Origin of the sequence: Allokutzneria multivorans, assembly GCF_039537405.1 — a bacterium.
GTDB classification, from domain to species: domain Bacteria; phylum Actinomycetota; class Actinomycetes; order Mycobacteriales; family Pseudonocardiaceae; genus Allokutzneria; species Allokutzneria multivorans.
The window spans coordinates 235,394-254,206 of record NZ_BAABAL010000018.1 but is presented as its reverse complement, the minus strand read 5'-3'; the positions used below and the strand labels follow the sequence as shown (position 1 = coordinate 254,206).

At 70.0% G+C, this 18,813-nt stretch carries 19 protein-coding genes; 8 read left to right on the top strand and 11 right to left on the bottom strand.

All coding sequences use genetic code 11. The features are described from left to right. Positions 1-243 precede the first annotated feature (243 nt). On the top strand, positions 244-1,365 hold the full coding sequence (locus ABD798_RS25240) for an HNH endonuclease signature motif containing protein (RefSeq protein WP_344879448.1): 1,122 nt from the start codon (positions 244-246) through the stop codon (positions 1,363-1,365). On the opposite strand, the gene ABD798_RS25235 is transcribed toward ABD798_RS25240, so the two are convergent. Further along, on the bottom strand, positions 1,320-1,736 hold the full coding sequence (locus ABD798_RS25235; protein WP_344879445.1) for a winged helix-turn-helix transcriptional regulator: 417 nt from the start codon (positions 1,734-1,736) through the stop codon (positions 1,320-1,322). The genes ABD798_RS25240 and ABD798_RS25235 overlap by 46 nt on opposite strands. 97 nt (positions 1,737-1,833) lie before the next feature. Between ABD798_RS25235 and ABD798_RS25230 the strand changes: the two genes are divergently transcribed. Beyond that, on the top strand, positions 1,834-2,223 hold the full coding sequence (locus ABD798_RS25230) for a RidA family protein (RefSeq protein WP_344879442.1): 390 nt from the start codon (positions 1,834-1,836) through the stop codon (positions 2,221-2,223). 4 nt (positions 2,224-2,227) lie between these two features. Here ABD798_RS25230 and ABD798_RS25225 read toward each other — a convergent pair whose 3' ends face one another. From ABD798_RS25225 to ABD798_RS25215, 3 genes are all read right to left on the bottom strand, one after another. Beyond that, complete coding sequence (locus tag ABD798_RS25225) at positions 2,228-2,926, bottom strand: sigma-70 family RNA polymerase sigma factor (RefSeq protein WP_344879439.1); 699 nt, start codon at positions 2,924-2,926, stop codon at positions 2,228-2,230. A gap of 73 nt (positions 2,927-2,999) precedes the next feature. Continuing rightward, complete coding sequence (locus tag ABD798_RS25220; RefSeq protein ID WP_344879436.1) at positions 3,000-3,563, bottom strand: hypothetical protein; 564 nt, start codon at positions 3,561-3,563, stop codon at positions 3,000-3,002. An 11-nt stretch (positions 3,564-3,574) separates the two neighbouring features. Beyond that, a complete protein-coding gene (locus ABD798_RS25215; RefSeq protein ID WP_344879433.1) occupies positions 3,575-4,501 on the bottom strand; it encodes a phosphatidylinositol-specific phospholipase C in 927 nt (308 codons plus the stop codon). A 194-nt stretch (positions 4,502-4,695) separates the two neighbouring features. Between ABD798_RS25215 and ABD798_RS25210 the strand changes: the two genes are divergently transcribed. After that, the gene (locus ABD798_RS25210) at positions 4,696-5,226 is read left to right on the top strand and encodes a hypothetical protein (RefSeq protein ID WP_344879430.1); all 531 of its coding nucleotides are present in this window, start codon (positions 4,696-4,698) and stop codon (positions 5,224-5,226) included. Between the two features lie 17 nt (positions 5,227-5,243). On the opposite strand, the gene ABD798_RS25205 is transcribed toward ABD798_RS25210, so the two are convergent. The 3 genes from ABD798_RS25205 to ABD798_RS25195 all read right to left on the bottom strand — a co-directional run bounded on the left by ABD798_RS25205 (position 5,244) and on the right by ABD798_RS25195 (position 8,967). Continuing rightward, positions 5,244-6,002 carry an SDR family NAD(P)-dependent oxidoreductase gene (locus ABD798_RS25205; RefSeq protein WP_344879427.1) on the bottom strand — a complete coding sequence of 253 codons (759 nt, stop codon included), beginning with the start codon at positions 6,000-6,002 and terminating at the stop codon, positions 5,244-5,246. A 95-nt stretch (positions 6,003-6,097) separates the two neighbouring features. Next, a complete protein-coding gene (locus ABD798_RS25200; protein ID WP_344879424.1) occupies positions 6,098-7,024 on the bottom strand; it encodes a S66 peptidase family protein in 927 nt (308 codons plus the stop codon). After that, complete coding sequence (locus ABD798_RS25195; RefSeq protein WP_344879421.1) at positions 7,021-8,967, bottom strand: prolyl oligopeptidase family serine peptidase; 1,947 nt, start codon at positions 8,965-8,967, stop codon at positions 7,021-7,023. The genes ABD798_RS25200 and ABD798_RS25195 overlap by 4 nt, the downstream gene beginning before the upstream one ends. A gap of 221 nt (positions 8,968-9,188) precedes the next feature. Here ABD798_RS25195 and ABD798_RS25190 point away from each other — a divergent pair, with 221 nt between their 5' ends. From ABD798_RS25190 to ABD798_RS25180, 3 genes are read left to right on the top strand one after another with little or no spacing between them, the layout of a single operon-like run. Then, a complete protein-coding gene (locus ABD798_RS25190) occupies positions 9,189-9,776 on the top strand; it encodes a DUF3090 domain-containing protein (RefSeq protein ID WP_344879418.1) in 588 nt (195 codons plus the stop codon). Next, the gene (locus tag ABD798_RS25185) at positions 9,776-10,570 is read left to right on the top strand and encodes an SCO1664 family protein (protein ID WP_344879415.1); all 795 of its coding nucleotides are present in this window, start codon (positions 9,776-9,778) and stop codon (positions 10,568-10,570) included. The genes ABD798_RS25190 and ABD798_RS25185 overlap by 1 nt, the downstream gene beginning before the upstream one ends. Positions 10,571-10,596: 26 nt before the next feature. After that, entirely contained in the window at positions 10,597-11,376 is a 780-nt protein-coding gene (locus tag ABD798_RS25180) for a phosphodiesterase (protein WP_344879412.1), read from the top strand. Here the strand turns inward: ABD798_RS25180 and ABD798_RS25175 are convergent. Beyond that, positions 11,339-12,406, bottom strand: a complete 1,068-nt coding sequence (locus ABD798_RS25175) for a terpene synthase family protein (protein ID WP_344879409.1) — start codon at positions 12,404-12,406, stop codon at positions 11,339-11,341. The genes ABD798_RS25180 and ABD798_RS25175 overlap by 38 nt on opposite strands. Next, positions 12,403-13,752 (bottom strand): cytochrome P450, encoded by a 1,350-nt coding sequence (locus ABD798_RS25170; RefSeq protein WP_344879406.1) that lies wholly within the window; start codon positions 13,750-13,752, stop codon positions 12,403-12,405. Before ABD798_RS25170 ends, ABD798_RS25175 begins: the two co-directional genes overlap by 4 nt. Positions 13,753-13,982: 230 nt before the next feature. On the opposite strand from ABD798_RS25170, the gene ABD798_RS25165 reads away from it, so the two are divergent. Beyond that, positions 13,983-14,825 (top strand): LLM class flavin-dependent oxidoreductase, encoded by an 843-nt coding sequence (locus ABD798_RS25165; RefSeq protein WP_344879403.1) that lies wholly within the window; start codon positions 13,983-13,985, stop codon positions 14,823-14,825. A gap of 581 nt (positions 14,826-15,406) precedes the next feature. On the opposite strand, the gene ABD798_RS25160 is transcribed toward ABD798_RS25165, so the two are convergent. Then, positions 15,407-15,721 carry a hypothetical protein gene (locus tag ABD798_RS25160; RefSeq protein ID WP_344879400.1) on the bottom strand — a complete coding sequence of 105 codons (315 nt, stop codon included), beginning with the start codon at positions 15,719-15,721 and terminating at the stop codon, positions 15,407-15,409. Continuing rightward, on the bottom strand, positions 15,718-15,906 hold the full coding sequence (locus ABD798_RS25155) for a hypothetical protein (protein WP_344879397.1): 189 nt from the start codon (positions 15,904-15,906) through the stop codon (positions 15,718-15,720). Before ABD798_RS25155 ends, ABD798_RS25160 begins: the two co-directional genes overlap by 4 nt. Before the next feature lie 9 nt (positions 15,907-15,915). Between ABD798_RS25155 and ABD798_RS25150 the strand changes: the two genes are divergently transcribed. After that, on the top strand, positions 15,916-18,804 hold the full coding sequence (locus ABD798_RS25150; RefSeq protein ID WP_344879394.1) for an ATP-binding protein: 2,889 nt from the start codon (positions 15,916-15,918) through the stop codon (positions 18,802-18,804). The last annotated feature ends 9 nt before the right edge of the window (positions 18,805-18,813 follow it).

Below are 18,813 nucleotides of genomic sequence, written 5' to 3'. Positions count from 1 at the left end.
GCGCGCCGGTGCCAGCGTGGGGTCGGCTTGACCTGGGGGCCCCTTGCGCGTGCCCCTGGGCCTTACAGGGGCACGGGATAGAACCCCGGCCCTCGCGCGAGCGTATGGCACGCGCACCCCAGGTAAAGCCTCGGTATGTCTTGCGCCTTACGTTCCAGCGTGGGGCGTTTCGGGCGGTGGGGCGCCTGGGAATTCATTCTTTAGAGCCATGATCCACTATTATTTGCGGGTATTATTGGGGGTATGACCCTCGATGAGCTTCTTGTTGAGGTTGAGGTGAAACAGGCCGCTCTTTGTCATGCGAAAGCGGAACTCGCCACAGCCTTGATCACATTCCACGTCGCCGCCGACGATCGTGATTACCGGTTTGTGCAGAATGAGATCGCCTGCGCCCTGCACATCTCCCGACGTGGTGCTGATCGCATCCTGTCCAACGCCTCCGCGCTGACCGAACGCCCCCGGGTGCTCGCGGCCCTGTCGGCCGGGAAGATCGATGAGAGCAAGGCGTTGTTGATCGTCGATCAGATCCGCATCCTCAAGGAACCCCAGACCTCCATCGCCGAAGCGAACCTGCTGGAGTACGCGCCGACCCGGACCTACACCTCCGTCCGGCGGCGTGCCCAGACGTTGATCCACAAGTTGGACCCGAAGGCCGCCGATCTCCGGCACGAGGAGAAACGCAAACGCAGGTTGGTCGAGAAGATCAACCTGGACGACGGCATGGCCGAACTCCGTCACACCATGACCGCGCATGACACCGCGATGGCCTTCGATCACATCGACCGCATCGCGAAATCCCTGCCCAAGGACGACCGGACCCTGGACCAGAAACGCGCCGACGTCGCCCGAGACCTGTTGCTGGGCCTGGACACCCCGGCACCACAGGGGCAGACGATGGTCTACCTCACGATGCCGATCACCGCACTCCTGGGTCTCACCGACGATCCCGGCATGCTGGCCGGGTACGGGCCGATCCCGACGAACGTCGCGCAGGACATCGCCAAGGGTGGCATCTGGAAACGGATCCTTACCGACCCGGTCACGGGGATGGCCGAGGAAGTCAGTGAGGCCTACCGGCCGTCGCCGAAGCAGCGGGAGTTGATCAACGCCCGGTACCCGCGCTGCACGGCGATCGGGTGCCAGCAGCCGTCACACCGCTGCGATCTTGATCATTGCTGCCCGTTCGACGGGACCAACACCACGCTCAAGAACCTGCGACCGAAGTGCAGGCACCACCACACCATGAAGACCCACTCGAACTGGCGGTGTGAGAACCGAGAAGACGGCACTCATCGGTGGATCACACCGGCCAAGCGCACCTATGACACGGAGCTGGAACCCATCGCGGAACCGGCGCCGTTCTGAAACTGGCGGCGGGACTGCTCGATGTGGCCCAGGTAGCGGTGGGTCCAGTCGCACATGGTGTGCACGGTCGCGCGCAAGGCCTGGCCGGGCTCGGTGAGGGTGTACTCGACGCGCGGTGGGACGGTGGGGTGCACGGTGCGGTGGACCAGGCCGTTGCGCTCCAGCATGCGGAGGTTCTGGGTGAGCATCTTGTGGCTGATGCCCTCGACCTGGGCGCGCAGCTCGCTGAAGCGGAGCGTGTCCTCGCCGAGCGCTTCGATGATCAACAGGGCCCACTTGTTGGCGACGTCGGAGAAGATCTCGCGGGCCAGGGAATCGGCGCGGCGGAGGTCGGCGTCGTCGGGCGAGCCCGTGAACTGCTTGGTCACCATCAGGTTCCCCAGTCACCGAAAAGTGCGTTCTTCCAGGTCGACGCTCACTCTCCTACGGTTTCCCGGTAACCACAAGAGAGCACGAGGAGCGACCTGCATGGCCATCACCCTGGTGAACCCCGAAGCGCTGCCGAAGATCGACGCCTACCGGCAGGTGTCCGTGGCGAGCGGCACGAAACTGGTCTTCGTGGCCGGGCAGGTCGCGTGGAGCGGGACGAACGACCTCGCGGCGCAGGTGGAGGAGTGCTACCTGAACGTGGCGGCGGCACTGGCGGAGGTCGGTGGGAGCTTCGACGACGTGGCGAAGCTGAACGTGCACGTCGTGGACTGGACACCGGACAAGATGCCGCAGCTGCTGGACGGGATCGCGAGAGCGGGGGCGAAGCTGGGCTCGACACCCGTGCCGCCTGCGACGCTGCTCGGCGTGGCGGCGCTCGACGTTCCCGAACACCTCGTCGAAGTGGAAGCCACCGCAGTTCTCGACTGAACGCTCAATCGCGACTCAGGCGAGCGCGGAGACGGTAGAACAGCATTTCCACCGCCTTCGCGGTAATGCCGAGATGCTCCGCTATGTCGGCGTGAGAATAGCCGTCGAGACGCAGCTCGATCGCAGTTCGCGTTCGCGGATCTTCCGTTTCGCGAAGGATGGCCGCAACGCGCATTCGGTCGAGCACCACGAGTTCCGTCTCCACCGGATCGGGCGGCTCATCGATCTCGTCGAGGCGGACGGAAGCGGTCGGCACGCCCGCGCGGTGCTCGCGGCGCCAGCGGCGGTACTCGTTGGGGAAGCACAACAGGCAGTGGCTGACGAAGAGAGTTTCCATCCTCGCCCCACGCGTGGCATCCCAGCCTTGAGAGCCGATCACCGTGCGGTGGAAGTGATTGAGGGCGACAGCGACGGTCAGCCCGGCGAGCTCGTCGGCGACGTCGGGCTCGCGCAGCACGGGTGACCACGGCAGGCCGATGCCAGTGACGGCACGGACCTGGCGCAGCACCGCGCCGGAGGCGATCCACGCGCTCAGCACGCCTTGGGCGTACCCGGCCAGCCGTGCCGCCGTCCCGTTCCACGGCTCGACCGGCGGACGCGGCGCCGGAATGACCGGGGCCGATATTTCGGATGCCAATTCCACGTCGCCACGTTCGCGCGAAACGGGAATGTGGTCAAGAACACGGCAGGGTGAGTCGATCATGCATTTACGGGAATTGTGACAATGTCAGCCAGGCCGAGCCGACAACGGGTCGACTCGGCCTGCCTGGGGCTCGTCAGACGTGGGGACAGGGCATTCTCAACGCGACGTTCTTCTCTCCGGAGTTGATCTGGTAGGTCTTGTCCTTCCAGTACGGGCCGTCTTGCTGGAACTGGAAGACCATGCGGTAGTCACCGCGACCCTTGGCAGGCACCGAATAGAGGCTGCTGCCGCCACTGTTGACCGTGGTCGGCGTGGTGTTCACGCCGTAGGGGAAGGTGTCGAAGCCACCGAGTCGCGCCTTGCCGAGGTACACCGTCGCGGTGAGGCGGTAGGTGTAGATGCCCTCGTTCGTGCCGCTGGGGCGGTACCAGGTCTTGAAGACACCGCGAGCCCACTGGGTGTCGTCGACCCGTGCACGCACCCACAACTTGCCCTCGCTGTTGGTGACCAGGCACGCGCGCAGCTTGACCCAGGTCCACTCGCCGCCGGCGCCGTAGAACTCCATGGCGGGCGAGCAGTACTCCCACTCCGTCGTGCCGTCGGCGGCGGCCCGGCCCTCGCACGCCGCGAACGCCTGCGGGGTGGCCGCGACCACCAGCGCCAGTGCCACCACGATGCCGGACAGAGCACGTGTCATTGCCAGACTCCTCACGGGACAACGCACTCGGCGTCGCTGTTGCAGCGGATCAGGGCCGTGACCAGGCCGTCGGTGTCCTCCGGGTAGTCCATCGGCACGACTCCGAGGCCGGGGCGGTTCTGCGTCACCGGGAACTTCTCCGGCCAGCTGACGGCGTAGTCGCGCAACTGCGGGTTGACGTGTCCGGCCACCGAGGACGGCGCGGCGCCGGCACCGGTCCCGCTGGCGAAGTTGACGTAGAGCTTGCCGTCGGTGGCCGACTGGGCCTTGGTGAAGTGCGCCAACACCTTTTCCCACTTGGCCTGCATGTCGAACAGGGTGGGCACGTTGTACTCGTCCTGGATGACGAGCCTGCTGCCGCCGCCCCACGGGATGCCGGGCAGGCCGCTGACGTTGGCCAGCAGCACGACCTTGCCGCGCACCTCGCCGACCGTGGGAATCCTGTTCTCCAGGAAGAAGAGCCGACGCCAACCCCGTCGATCGAGGTAGTCGTTGAAGATGCGCAGGAACACCGCGTCGCTCTCGCTGGAGTACTCCTGCTTGACGCGCATCAGGACCGACTCCTTCGGATGCGCCTTCAAGTACGTGTCGCACGCGATGAGCACGTCGCCGAACATCAGGTCCAGGTAGAGCAGGTCGTGGTGGATCGCGAAGGAGTCCCCGGTGACCCGGCAGCGGATGTCGAAGAACCGGATGCCGAGCTGCAACTGCTCGGCGAGCGTCAGGTCCTGGGTCCGCAGCCAGAGCGCTCCCTTGCGGGCTGCGGTGTCGTGGGTGCCGGGGATCGTCAGGTTGTTGAGCGCGATCTTGTCGGGGAGCGCCGACATCCAGTCCGGCACCGACACCGTCGCCGCCGCGGCCGTCGCGCGCCCACCGAGCACCCCGCTGGCCGCGACGGCCGCCATCACGCCGAGGAACCGCCTGCGCTCAACTCCCATGCCCCCTTATCTGTCCGCTCCCGCGCGACACCCCTCGCTGGAAGTCGGGCGCGGACCCCGGCCGGTTCGGGTGGGTGGAGCCGCGCCGGCGCTGGGACTGTCGTCGGATTAACCGCCCGAGAATTTCTGGACGGTGCTTCAGGATTTCCTGAAACGGTTCGACAGTAAATCGCGCTCCATGTGACCTTCCTGTCGTGAAAACTGGACACAAGAAAAAGGCGGCCATTGTCGCCGGACTGGTCAGCGTCGTCAGCCTGATTGGCTCGGGCAGCGTCTCAGCCGCGCCGCAGCCCGGTGCCACGACGGGCAAGCAGTGCGTGACCACGCTCAAGAAGATCAAGCCGGGCCAGGCGGAATCCGAAGTCGTCTCTCGCAAGTGCGGTGCCGACGCCGTCGTTGCCGCGCGTGCGGCGGGGAACACAGCCCTCCTCGCCACGATTTTTCAGCACAATCACTACGGTGGCGACTTGGAGTCGTTCTACGGGCAGGACGGGCCCTGTGACCGAAGTGGCTACGCCATCAACCGGGTCGGCTTCAGAATGGAGAACGAGACTTCGTCAATCACTGGCAACGCATGGTGCAACAACATCACGTTGTACAACTGGGTCAACCGTGACCCGCGCGGTGGCACCTACCGACTTCAGAGCGGCGCCTTCGTCACCGACTGGGAAGCGCTGCCGGGATTCAACGACATGACCTCCTCGCTCCACCTCTCCCGGAGCTGACCGAAGCAGGAACGGCACTAGGTCGCGGAGCCGCCGTCCAGGACGAGGGTCTGGCCGACCATGAAGGCGGCCGCGGGGGAGGCCACGTAGCGGACGGCGGCGGCGATCTCCTCGATGCGGCCGACCCGGCCGACGGGGAGCGCGGCGCGCAGGCGGGCGTCGCGGTCGGCCTCGGTCTCGCCGGGGCGCAAGGACATCGGGGTGTCGGTGGAGCCGGGGCTGACGGCGTTGATCCGCACGCCCTGCGCGATGTGGTCGAGCGCGGCGGCCTTGGTCAACGCGACGACGGCGGCCTTGGTGGCGCCGTAAGCACCCATGTTCGGCAGCGTCTTGTGCGCGCCGATGGACGACGCGACGTTGATGATCACGCCATTGCTCTGCGAGGCCATCTGACGGATCTCGTGCTTCATCGACAGCAGCACTCCGGTGACGTTGACGGTGAGCAGGCGATCCCACTGCTCCTCGTCGATGTCGGCCACCGGCCCGGTCGCGGTGAGGATGCCCGCGTTGTTGACAGCGACGTCCAGCGAGCCGTGGCGGTCGACGACCGTGCGAACGGCGGACGCCACGGACGCGGAGTCGGTGACGTCGGCGGTGACGAAGCTCGCGGTGCCGCCGGAGGACTCGACGAGCTTGACGGTCTGCTCCAACGATTCCTTGGAGCGGCCGAGCACCACGACGGTCGCGCCCGCCTCGGACAGCGCGAGGGCGATGCCCCGGCCGATGCCCGTCCCGCCGCCCGTGACCAGCGCCGTCGAACCCGAGAGTTCCGTCATCGCCTTACCCCTTGATCTAGACTGATCGATCCAATATCGGGGCACAAAACGAACCTGGCCCCCGAAGGAACCCTAGGCTCAACGAGAACGATCGGTCAAGATAGGGCGGGTTCGGTCAGCCGCAGCAGCCCGGCGTCGGCGTCCAGCTCGGCCTCCACGCCCAGCGGCAGGCTGAACTGACCGGCGCAGTGCCCGAAGTCGACCTCCCACGCCACGGGCACGCCGAGCCCGGAGAGGCGGTCCTCCATCAGTGCCCGCACCTCCGGCAGCTGACCGCAGTCGGTCCACGAACCGAGCGCGATCCCGGCGACGCCCTCGAACCACCCCGAGCGCAGCAACTGCGTCACCAGGCGATCGAGCCGGTAGATCTCCTCGGTCACGTCCTCAAGCACCGCGATGGCCCCCGAAGCGCGCGGTGGGGCCTCGGGGGCGCCGAGCGCGGAGACGATGAGGCTGAGGTTGCCGCCGGTGAGCACTCCGCGCGCCTTGCCGCCGACGATCGGATCACCCGTGCCCGCGCCGATGACCACAGCCTTCTCAGGCTCGAACAGCATGGCGCGCAACAACTCCGCGGCACGGGGGTCCTCGGTGAGCGCGACGCTGGCGGTCATCGGCGTGAACAGCGTCGACTGCCCCACGTAGGTCGCGAAGGCGTCGTGCAGCGCGGTCACGTCACTGGAGCCGGCGAAGACCTTGGGGGCGACCGCAGCGATCGCGGGCCAGTCGACGAGGTCCAGCATCCGCAAACAGCCGTAGCCGCCGCGCGCGCACAACACGGCGGCGATTTCCGGGTCGCACCAAGCCTTCTGGAAGTCGGCGGCGCGGTCGGCGTCGGTGCCCGCGAGATAGCCGAAGTCGGGGTGGCGGTCGAGCACGTGCTCGCCGACCTGGACCTCCAAGCCCCACGACTTCAGCAGGCGCACGCCGTCGTCGAGGACGTTCGCGGGCACGGGCCCCGCTGGCGCGACCACCGCGACACGATCACCGGGACGCAGCCGCCGCGCACGTTGCCGGACTCTCATCGGCTCAGCTCCAAGGTCGGGACACCCACGGGCACGAAGCCTAGGACCTGCCCGTAGAAGGACAACTCCGCTTCGAGCGACACCGCGACCGTCTCGGCCTTGCGGAAGCCGTGCTGTTCGCCCTCGAAGGTCAGGTGCGCGTGCTCCACGCCGGTCCCGGCGAGCTGGGAGGCGAAGCGCTCGCACTGCACCGGCGGGCAGATCTCGTCCTCAAGCCCTTGGAGCATCAGGATCGGCCCGGCGAGCTGGTCCACGCGCGTGCTGGGGGAGCGGTCGAGGTAACGGCGCTCGGTGTCGGGCAGCTTGCCGACGATGCTGTCCAGGTAGCGCGACTCGAAGTCGTGCGTCTCGCCGGAGGCCCAGCCCAGCAGGTCCAGGATCGGGTAGTACGCGGCGCCGCAGCGGTAGACCTTCACCGAGGTCAGCGACGCGGCCGTCGTCCAGCCGCCCGCGCTGCCGCCGCGGATCGCCAGCCGGTCGGGGTCGGCGGTGCCCTCCTCGGCGAGCGCCGTGGCGACCGCGGCGCAGTCCTGCACGTCCACGACGCCCCACTGCTCGCGCAGGCGCTCGCGGAAAGCGCGGCCGTAGCCGGTCGAGCCGCCGTAGTTCACCGCGACGACACCGATGCCCCGGCTGGTGAAGTAGGTGAACTCGTTGTCGAGCGTGCCGGAGATCCGCCCGGTCGGACCGCCGTGCACGTGCACGACGTACGGCGGCAGCTCGCCCTCGGGCGCGGCGAAGTCGGGATTGGTCGGCGGGTAGACGTAGGCGGGGATGCGCTCGCCGTCGGGCCCGGTGAACACCCGAGCCTCGGGCACCGGTAGCCAGGCCGGGTCGTCGAGCCCGGCGGGCGGCACCGTGACCTGGTCGCACTCGCCATTCTTGAGATCAACTCGATATACCGCGCCGTGGCTGGTCGACCCGCTGGCGATGCCAACGACGACGGAGCCGGACGCCGCCAGGGGAGACGACCAGGACAGCGACGGCACGTCGAGGTCGGTGACCGTGCCCGCGTTCTCGTCCAGCACGGCCAGCGTTCCCCCGCGCAGCACGGCGTGCCTGCCGTCGCCGAGCGGAGCGAACCAGCGCGCGCCGAGCTTCCACAGCGGCCCGCCCAGCTCGTCCTCGATCGGCGCGAGGTTGCGCGCGGTGCCGTCCAGGTCGATGCGGAACAGGTTCCACCAGCCGTCGGGGTCGGTGACGGCGTACACCGATCGGTTGTCGGCCCACTCGACCTGGCACACCGCCTCGCCGGGACCGCCCGCCAGGACGCGGTGCTCGCCGACGGAGCCGTCCGGGCCGACCGGCGCGACGCACAGCTCCGTGGCGTCCCACGGCATGTCGGGGTGGTTCCAGCCGATCCACGCCACGTGCGCGCCGTCGGGGCTGCTCTGCGGAGCGGTCATGAAGCGGTGGCTCGCGCACAGCTCGCGCAGGGAACCGTCCAGGCCGATCGCGACGAGGGAACGGCGCACGTCGGTGGGACCGGGACCGGTGATCTCCTCGCGCACGCACCACACCTCGGTGCCGCCGGGCGGAGCCACGAGGTCGCCGAAGCGCAGGCCGTGGCGCGTCTCCGGCTCCGGGGTGAGCGCGACGGGCTCCGAGCCGATCTCCAGCAGGTACACCCTCTGGTCGTCCCAGTTGGTGAACACCACCCGCGAGTCGTCGAGCACCACGTACGGGCGCCCGCCGTACTCGTGCACGCGATTGCGGACGTTCCACGGGGCGCTGAGCAGGCGGACCGGCGCCTCGCCGGAGAAGCGGCGGAACAGCGCGACGCGCCCGCCCTCGGTCGGCTGGCCCTCGGCCCACCACAGGTGCTCGCCGGAACCGGAGCTGTCGGGGTGCAGACCGGCCCACTGCGGACCGGACGCGACGGCGGCCGCCTCGGCCGAACTGATGGGGGAGGCCCAGGTCCCGTAGGGCGAGATCGTCACCACGCGGGGCAGGGTAGCCAGAGAATGACAGTCCACTGTGGACGATTATGGCGGTGGCCGAAAAGCGGTGTTCGACCGCCGACTGTTCACGCTCAGCGAAATCGCTCGGTCGGAGCAGCGGGGGGCGATCCTGGGCAAACCGGGCGGAGCCGACACCTCGAAGATCAAGAATCGGGCGGGGGAATGTGCCTGGACGCCGTTCGTGACCTAGGGTCGAGGGTGCCATGGCCAGGATCATTCATCTCTTTCGCGAGCCGGACCGTTTCGTCGCTGGAACGGTCGGGCAGCCCGGTGACCGCGTCTTCTACCTCCAAGCCTCCGAGGAGGGCAGGACGGTGAGCGTGTCGCTGGAGAAACAGCAGGTCGCCGTGCTCGCCGAACGACTGGGGGCGTTGCTGGAGGAGGTGCAGCGGCGCTTCGGCGCCGAGGTGCCCGCCGCCACCCCGGGCGAGAACGTCGACAACCAACCGCTGGAAGTGCCGCTGGACGAGGAGTTCCGCGTCGGCACCATGGGCCTCGGCTGGGACGCGGAGTCCCACGCCGTGGTCATCGAGCTGCTCGCGGTCACCGAGGAGGAGGTCGACGAGTCGGTCGTGCTCGACGACACCGAGGAGGGACCCGACGCGGTGCGGGTGTTCCTCACCCCGGTGCTGGCGCGCGCCTTCGCCCAGCGGGCCGAACGGGTCGTCGCCGCGGGGCGCAAGCCGTGCCCGCTGTGCAACGGGCCGCTGGACGCCGACGGTCACATCTGTCCCCGGCAGAACGGCTACCGCAGGAACGCGGTCGCCGACGCGGACGAGGCCGACGAGTAGTGCGCCCCGACGAGCCGGGCGCGCTGGAGCTGGTGCGGCACGGCCGCATCGAGGTGCAGGGGCGGCTGGTCGACGCGTCCAACGCCACGCTGTTCGGCTCGATCAGCCACGAGGGCGTCCACGCGGAGGCGGTCTACAAGCCGATCCGCGGCGAGCGCCCGCTGTGGGACTTCCCCGACGGCACCCTGGCCGGTCGCGAGGTGGCCAGCTACCTGGTCTCCGACGCGACGGGCTGGGGTCTGGTCCCGCCGACGGTGCTGCGCGACGGCCCGTTCGGGCCCGGCATGGTCCAGCTCTGGGTGGACGTCGAGCCCGAGGCCGACCTGGTCGACGTGATCTCCCCGGACGCCGTGCCCGAGGGCTGGCGCACGGTGCTGGAGGCGCACGACCGCTTCGGTGACCCGGCGGTGCTCGTGCACGCCGACCACCCGAGCACGCGCCTGCTCGCGGTGCTGGACGTCGTGCTCAACAACGCCGACCGCAAGGGCGGGCACGTGCTGCACGCCGAGGACGGCGCGGTCTACGGCGTTGACCACGGGATCTGCCTGCACCACGAGGACAAGCTGCGCACGGTGCTGTGGGGCTGGGTCGGCCAGCCGCTTCCGGAACAGGTGCCCGAGGTGCTGACGGTGCTGCGCGAGCGACTGGCGGGCGATCTCGGCGAGTCACTGGCCGAACACCTCACGCGCAAGGAGGTTCGGGCGACCGAGGACCGGATATCCCGGTTGCTGGAGACCGGCGTCTTCCCGGAGCCCTCCGGCGAGTGGCCCGCGATCCCCTGGCCCGCCTTCTGAGCCCCTGACCTCGCCGAGGGAGACCGATGATCGTCATCGCGCACATCAGCGACACCCACTTCGACGGCGAGGACCGCGCCACCGGCCGGGCGAAGGCGGTGATGGACTACATCAGGGGTCTGGCCGAGCCGGTCGACGCGATCGTGGTCAGCGGCGACATCACCGACCACGGCAGCGAGCAGGAGTACGAGCTGGCGCGCGAGGTGCTCGCCGCTGACGTGCCCGTGCTGATCGTTCCCGGTAACCACGACGCGCGCAGCAACTTCCGGGAAGTGTTGCTGCGCAAGGGCTTTGTCGATGACGCCGAGGGGGAGGACCCGACCGGCACCGACGCGCCGATCAACCGGGTGCGCGAGGTCGGCGGCGCGGTGTTCCTGCTGTGCGACTCGGTGATCCCCGGCCGCGACGAGGGACTGCTGGACGACGACACGATCGCCTGGCTCGACGAGCGCCTGACCGAGGTCTCCCCGGAGGCACCCGCGCTGATCTGCGTGCACCACCCGCCGGTGCGGCTGCACGATCCGTTCATCGACGCGCTCGGCATGCGCGGCGCGGACCGGCTGGCGCGGGTGGTCGAGAAGCACCCGAGGGTCGCGGGGGTGCTGTGCGGGCACGCGCACGCGGCGGTCGCGACGACCTTCGCCGGGCGGCCGTTGCTGGTCGCGCCCGGCGTGGTGTCGACCGGCCTGCTGCCGTGGGAGCACGGAGGGGTCAGCACCGAGCTGCCGCCCGGGCTGGCCTTCCACGTGCTCGACGACCAGAACCGGCTCACCACCCACTACCGGGTCGTGCTCCCGGGGGCCTGACCAGCGAGGTGTCCGTGCTGAGCCGGACCCCGTCGGGCACCTGGTAGCGGTGGGTTCCGCGTGACCAGTCGAGGTTGCCGCGCATCCACGCCCGCAGTCCGTGCGTGAAGTCCGCGAGCGCCGCGCGGTCTGCCGCGTCCAGGCCGAGCCAGTCCTCGGAGATCGCGGTCAGCTCGGCCTCGGCGCGGTGGAATTCCTCGACGTGCCGAGCGACTCTGCGGTAGACGGCGTCCACCGCGTCCTGGAGGCCGCCGCCGCGTTCTCGGGCGAGCACGAGCACGCCGTTGGTCGTCTCCCCGGCCACGAGTTCCTTGCGCAGCGACACGATGTCGTTGACCCACACCACGACGTCGGCCGCGTGGTTGTACATGGCGCGGAGCTGGTCGGTCTCGTGCAGCAGGGCAGGGACCTCGCGCCCGGTCGCGGCCTCCAGCAGGTCCAGCGACGGCGTGATGCCGCCGGAGGAGCGCCGGAGCTGGGCGTAGCCGCGCAGTTCGGGTGTGTGGCCGGTGCCGCGGTTGAGCGACTCGTACTTGAACGCGGCCAGGAAGTGCGTCATGTGCAGGCTGAAGCGCATCCGCCATGCCGGGCTCCGGTCGGCGGCGAGGCCGTGCCAGACCTCGGAGAGCAGCGCGTCCAGCCGCGTCGTCGCGGTGATCTTGGAGCCGTCCGGGGTGAGCACGCGCAGCATCCGTTCTGCCGCCGCGTCGTGCTCACCTCCGTTGCCTCCCAGGCTGTCCCCGTCGAAGCAGTCGTCGATCACGAAGGCCCAGGTGAACCAGCCCGCGACGGCGCGAAGGCGCGCCGGCTCGATCAGCGGGTAGGAGCGGGCGACCAGCTCGCCGAGCCGGGTGCCCGCGAGCTTGGCCCGGGCCTTCGCGCCGTCCAGCAGGTCGTAGTCGTCGGCCCAGGCGAGGATGTGCCGCTCCAGATCCGCGCGGTGCGGGGAGACGACGGGGGCGATCGCCAGCAGCGGGTGGTCGGGTTCCGGCCACGGGTGCAGCTCGGGAGGGGACTCCGTGTCGGTCACCCTCGGCCCTCCACGGTCATGGGCAGCGGGCCCGTGGTCAATTCGGCCTTCGCCACCGGGCGAATGGTGTGTCCGGGGACCGGGCGCAATCGGTAGCGTGCCACGATCGAGGCCAGTGCGATCGTCATCTCGTGGTTCGCGAGGACATCGCCGAGGCACTTCCGACTTCCGCCGCTGAACATGATCGGCGCGTTCTTGGGCAATTTTCTGACATTCTCCGGTAGCCACCGGTCAGGAATGAACTCGTTCGGATCGTGAAAGAGATCGGGATCGCGGTGCAACGCGTACGGGCTGAACAGGATGCTCGTTCCGCCGGGAATCGGGTGCCCGGCCAGGGTGGTGTCCTGGGTGGTCCTGCGGGTGATGAACCAGACCGGCGGGTACATGCGCAGCGCCTCGGTGGCCACGCGCGTGGTGTAGGGCAGCGAGGCCACGTCGTCGAAGCCCGCGGTGCGCCCGCCCAGCACCTCGTCGACCTCCTCGAGCAGCTCGCGCTCCACGTCGGGGTTCTGCCCGAGCAGGTAGAAAGCCCAGGTCAGCCCGGAAGCGGGGGTTTCCACCCCGGCGGCCAGGATGGTCATCAGCTCATCGCGGACGCCCTCGTCGGTGAGGCCCTCGCCGGTCTCCTCGTCCTTCGCGGAGAGCAGGATCGAGAGGATGTCGTCGCGGTCCTTGCGCGGATCGGCGCGGTAGGCCGCGACCATCTCGCTGATCACCCGCTCCAGGCCGGCCAGCGCCTCGTGGTAGGCCTTGTTGGACTTCGTCGGCGCGGAGTGCATCAGCGGCACCGGCAGGATCATCCGCCGGTAGATGCCCTTCCAGACCACGGGGAAGCAGCGCTGGACCTCGGCGATCGCCTCGGCGCCGATGTCGGAGGAGAACATCGCCTGGGCGGTGACGCGCGCGGTCAGCTTGCTCAGCTCGGTGCCGACGTCGATGCGCTGGCCGTCGTGCCAGGAGTCGACGAGCTCGCCGACGCGCTCCTGCATGACGGTGGAGTAGCGCTCCAGCTTGGCCTTCTGGAAGGCGGGCTGGATGAACCGCCGCTGCCTCTTGTGCGTGGTCGCGCTGCACGTGCCGACCCCGTCGCCGAGCAGCAGGCGCATCTTCTCGATGAACTCGCCGCCCTTGTCGAAGACGCGCGGGTTGTGCAGCACCTCCTGCACCACGTCGTGGGTCACGGCCATGTAGACGGTCTCGCGGCCGAGCTTCAGCCTGACCAGGTCACCCCGGTGACGCAGGTCCGGCAAGAAAGTGAGCGGGTTTCGGAAAATTTGCAGGGCATTCCCCAGGAAAGGGATGCCACCCGGCGCGGTGCCGAGCCTGTACGTGCGCGTGGCGGTCATCGAAACCTCGGCTCCGTCCGAAAGGTGGAGAATTCCCGTGCGACAGCTCTTGGCGAACGCCGACGCTACGGCGATGTCTGGAGAAATCGAAATACGGCGTTCGAGTGTTTTCTTGAAGCGATCTTCACGTATGTTGTTTTTCGGTCTTGTCCGAAATGTTGTTGCTATAAGGCTTGTTTTTTCGGAATGTGACCGTGGGCTACCCTGCGCTCACGCCGAGGAGGTGCGGGATGCTGGTTGGACTGGCTCTGGGCAATGGTGGGGCGCATGTGGACGCGCGGGACCTGGTCGCCGAGGCCGTGCGCGCGGAGGCTGCCGGGCTCGACTCGGTGTGGGTGATGGACCGGTGGCTGCGCCCGCACGCGGCAGTGGACATGCCCGGCGTGCCCGTCCCGGTGACCTTGCCCGCCGAGGCGTACTCGTGCGTGTTCGACCCGATCGAGACGCTGACCTTCATCGCCGCGCGCACCGAGCGCGTCCTGTTGGGCACCAGCGCGATCAACGCGCTCTACCACCCGCCCGTGCTGCTTGCGCGACGCCTGGCGACGCTGGACCAGCTCTCCGGCGGACGGGTCATCGCCGGGCTGACGTCGGGGTGGATGGCCGAGGAGTTCGCGGTCGCCGGGGTGCCGCGCGAGCGCACGGGCGTCGCGCTGGACGACCACATCGCGGCGATGCGCGCGGTGTGGGGACCCGATCCGGTGGCGCACTCCGGCGCTCACTACGCGATCCCGACCTCCGACATCGGGCCCAAGCCCTTGCAGGACAAGGGGATTCCGGTCGTCATCGGCTACACCACGCCTGCTGGGGCTCGCCGTGCCGCGCGCGTTGGCGACGGCGTTCACCCCTACCGGAACGACTTCGAGTCACTCGCCGGCGACATCGCGGTCGCGGCGGGCAAGCCCGTGGTGCTGCGCACCGACGTCGGTGGCGGCATCCTCCCGGGCTCCGCCGAGCGGTGGGGCGAGAGCCTGGCGCGGCTGGCGGAGATGGGCGTCGATCACGTGCTCGTGGCGCTCGACGACGACAACTCGGTGGAGGCCCTCGGGGCGGCGGTGCGCGCGCTGCGCTAGCCGGAGCAGCACGCGGGCGATCAGCGGGTCCCCGTCGGTGGAGATCAGCGACACCGGCTCATCCGTCCACAAAGGACGACCGTGGAACCCGGCGGGCGCGACGTCGTGCAGCCGGTCCAGGTGCTCGGCCAGCTCGCGGGGGACTGCGACGCGGTGCTGGAGGCGGTCGACCTCGGCGGGGGAGAGGCGGTGATCAGGGGTGCCCTCGCTGAGCACGCGGATCCCGGCCGCGAGGCGCGCGAAGCTGATCGCTCCGTCAAGGCTGTCGACGACCACGCGCAGCACGGGCGCCGCGCGCGGGCCGAGGACGCTCGCGATGTCGTTGCGCCGCAAGCCGGAGAGCAGGTCGACGGTGGCGCCGCCGCCCGCCGCGAGGGTGACCGTCCTGGTGCGCATCCCGGCCAGCCGCGCGACGGTGACGAGCCCGCCGCCGAGCTGCCGTCCGGAGAGGTCCAGGACGGTGACGCGGTGCCCGGCGGAGAGCAGCGACGCGCCGAGCGCCACCAGCTCCCGCGCCCGGCTGTGCCGACCGGCGGACTCCTCCCACAGGCGCGCGAGGACCTCCATCCGGTCGGGCTCGGCTAGAACAGTCGCTGGAGCCACGAGACCACGTGCTGGAACCAGTGCGGGTCGACGCGTTCGGCCACGAGCACGAACACACCGATCAGGAACGCCATGGCGGCCAGTGCGAGGACGAAGCCGATGATGCCGCCGAGCGCGCTGCCCCGGCGTTGCGGCTGGTAGTGGTGGGTGCGGCGGCCGAAGTTCTCCACGGCCCGCTGCGACGCCTGCTGCGAGGCGCGGCTGGCCGACATGCTCGCGTTGAACGAGGCCTGCCGCGCGTTCTGCGAAGCCTGCTGGGCGGCCTGCTGCGCCTGCCATCCAGGGGTGCTCATGTCCGGTCCTCCTCCGTTGTCGTGCCGGGCGCCCGCAGGCGTTCGAGCGTCTGCACCAGTTCGAGCCACCCGGTGAACGGGTGCGCCGTCCCGGCCGCGTCGCGCACGTCCCCCTTGATCGGCTCGGCGTCCTTCACCAGGTCGAGCTGGAGCCGTAACGTCTGGCCGTCGATCTCGAAAGACACCACCCGACGATGTCCGAGAAGCACCGCTACGACATCGTGGTACCCACCGAGAACATTGCGCCGCCAGTGCGGTCGCCGACGCATGGCGGGACGATGCGACTGATCGAACGTGACGGCGAACTCGCAGCTCAGAGCGCCGCGCTGGCCGAGGCTGAGGCCGGGCGCGGCTCCGTGCTGCTGGTCGAGGGAGCTCCTGGGATCGGCAAGACCGCCCTGGTGCGCGCCGCCGGGGAGCAGGCCCGCGAGCGGAGGTTCGGCGTGTTCACCGCGGTCGGTGGGGAGCTCGACCAGGAGCTGCCGTTCGCGGTTGTCCGGCAAATGCTTGAACCGGCGCTTCTTCTCGCCGATGCCGCCGCGCGGGCGGAGCTGCTCGCCGACGCGGCGGGCTTGGCCGCCCCGGTGTTCGGCCTCGGCGGTGAGCGGGTCGAGAACGCGGTCGGCAACGTCGTGCACGGGCTGTACTGGCTGTGCTCCAACCTGGCCGACCGAGCGCCGGTGCTGCTCGTGGTCGACGACGTGCACTGGGCCGACGAAGCGTCGCTGCGCTTCCTGTCGCACCTGGCGCGGCGGATCGCCGACCTGCCGGTGCTGCTCCTCGTGGCGGGCCGTCCCGGGCGGATGCTCGACGACTTCGTGGCCCGCGCGCTCAGCGGTGTGCCGCCGCGCACGCTGTGCCCCGAGCCGCTGAGCGCGGACGGCGTCGGGACGCTGGTGCGCCGCAACCTCGACGCGGAGGCCGAGGACGCGTTCTGCCGCGCGTGCGCCACCGCGACCGGTGGGAACCCGTTCCTGCTGGCCGAAGCGCTGACGAGCTTGCGCGCCGACGGCGTCCGCCCGGTCGCGGATGAGGCGCACCGCGTGGAGAACCTGCGGCCGGACACCATTTCCCGCACGGTGCTCGCGCGCATAGCCCGGCTCGGTCCGGACGCGGTGCGCCTGGCTCGGGCGGTCGCGGTGCTCGGGCAGAACGCGGATCTTCGCCACGTGGCACAGCTGGCCGAGCTCACCGTGCCGGCCGCCGCGACGTTGGCCGACACGCTGACCCGTGAAGCGATCTTCGCCCCGGGCCGGCCCGTCGGCTTCGTGCACCCGCTCGTCCGCACGGCCGTGTACCTGGACTCCAGCGAGGTCCTGCGCGCGTCGGAGCACAAGCGGGCCGCGCTGGTGCTGGCCAAGGGCGAGGTCGGCGGCGAGCACCTGGCGCCGCATTTGCTCGTGGCAGAACCAGAATCCGATCCGTGGGTGGTGGAGACCCTGAACTCGGCGGCCAGCACCGCGCTCGGCCGCGGTGCCCCCGAGCCTGCCGCTGCGTTCCTCCGCCGGGCCCTGGCTGAACCGCCCGTCCCGGCGCAGCGCGGTTCGCTGTTCGCGACGTTCGGCCGCACGTTGGGCATGGCGAACCGGCCGGTGGAGGCGGCGGAGGCGCTGCGCGAGGCGATCTCGCTGGCCGAACACCCGATGCAGCGCGTCGGCCTGCTGTTCGAGCTGGGCTTCGTGATGCTGCTGATCGGCAGGGGCAGGGAGGCCGTCGAGGCCTTCCGCGCCGCGCACGCGGTGGTCGACCAGCTCGACGTGGACCTGTCCTCGCAGCTCTCCGTCGCGCTCGCGCTGGCCGACTTCACCAACATCGAGCCGCCGAGCGCGTGGGTGCGACGGCTGGACGAGGCCGCCACCGGGCTGAGCGGCGAGGGCGAGCTGGACCGGATGATCATGGGGCTGCTGGCCTTCGGCGCCAGTGCCACCGGGGACCGCCCGGCCGGTGAGGTCGCGCGGCTGGCCCGCTCCGCCGCGACGGGACCGCTGCCGCCCCGCGACCAGTGGATGCTGGTCAACATGGCCAGCTCCGCGCTGGCGATCTCCGACCACCTGCCGGAGGCGTTGGAGGTGCTCGACCGCGGGCTCGACGAGGCGCGACGCCTCGGGGACGCTTCCGAGTTCCGGTACCTGTCCGTGCTCCGCTCGCACACCGGGTTGTTCGCCGGGCGGTTGCGGGAGGCCGAGGCCGACGGGCGCGCGGCGCTGGACCTGTGGGGTGAGAGCCGCCCCCGCGACACCCCGCTCGCCGCCGCCGTGCTGGTGGAGGCGTTGCTGGACAGGGGAGCGCTCGCCGAGGCGCAGCAGGTGCTGACCGAGCGCGGGCTCGACGGGGAGCAGCCGTTCGACCTGTTGATCGGGCACTTCGTGCTGCTGGCCCGGGGGCGGTTGCGGTTGCAGCAGAACCGCGCGGCCGAGGCGGTCGCCGACCTGCACCACTGCGGGGACAAGCTCTTCGAGCACGGCTACACCAACCCCAGCTTCGCGCCGTGGCGGCCCGAGGCGGCGCTGGCGCACCTGGCGCTCGGCGACATCGAGACGGCCGGGCGGCTCGCGGAGCAGGACCTTGAGCTGGCCAGGGCGTTCGAGGCTCCCCGCCAGATCGCGATGGCGCTGCGCGCGGGGGCGGCCGTCAGCGGTGGGCGCGCGGGGCTCGACGCGTTGGAGGAGGCCGTGACGATCTTGGAGTCCTCACCGGCTGAGCTGGAGAAGGCGCGGTGCCTCGTGGAGTACGGCGCGGCGATGCGGCGGGCCGGGCAGCGCAAGCAGGCGCAGGAGCCGCTGCGCCAAGGCCTCGACGTCGCTGCGCGGTGCGGCGCCCGGCTGGTGGTGGCCCAGGCGCGCGAGGAGCTGGCGGCGGCGGGTGCTCGGCCTCGGCGGGAGATGCTGACCGGGAGGGAGTCGCTGACCTCCAGCGAACTGCGCATCGCCCGGCTGGCCGCCGACGGCGCCACCAACAAGGAGATCGCCCAGACCCTGTTCCTGAGCAGGCGAACCGTGGAGATCCACCTGACCAACACCTACCGCAAGCTCGACATCACCAGCCGCCAGGCCCTGAAGCCCGCCCTGGACCCCGAGCCGTAGTTCACCAGT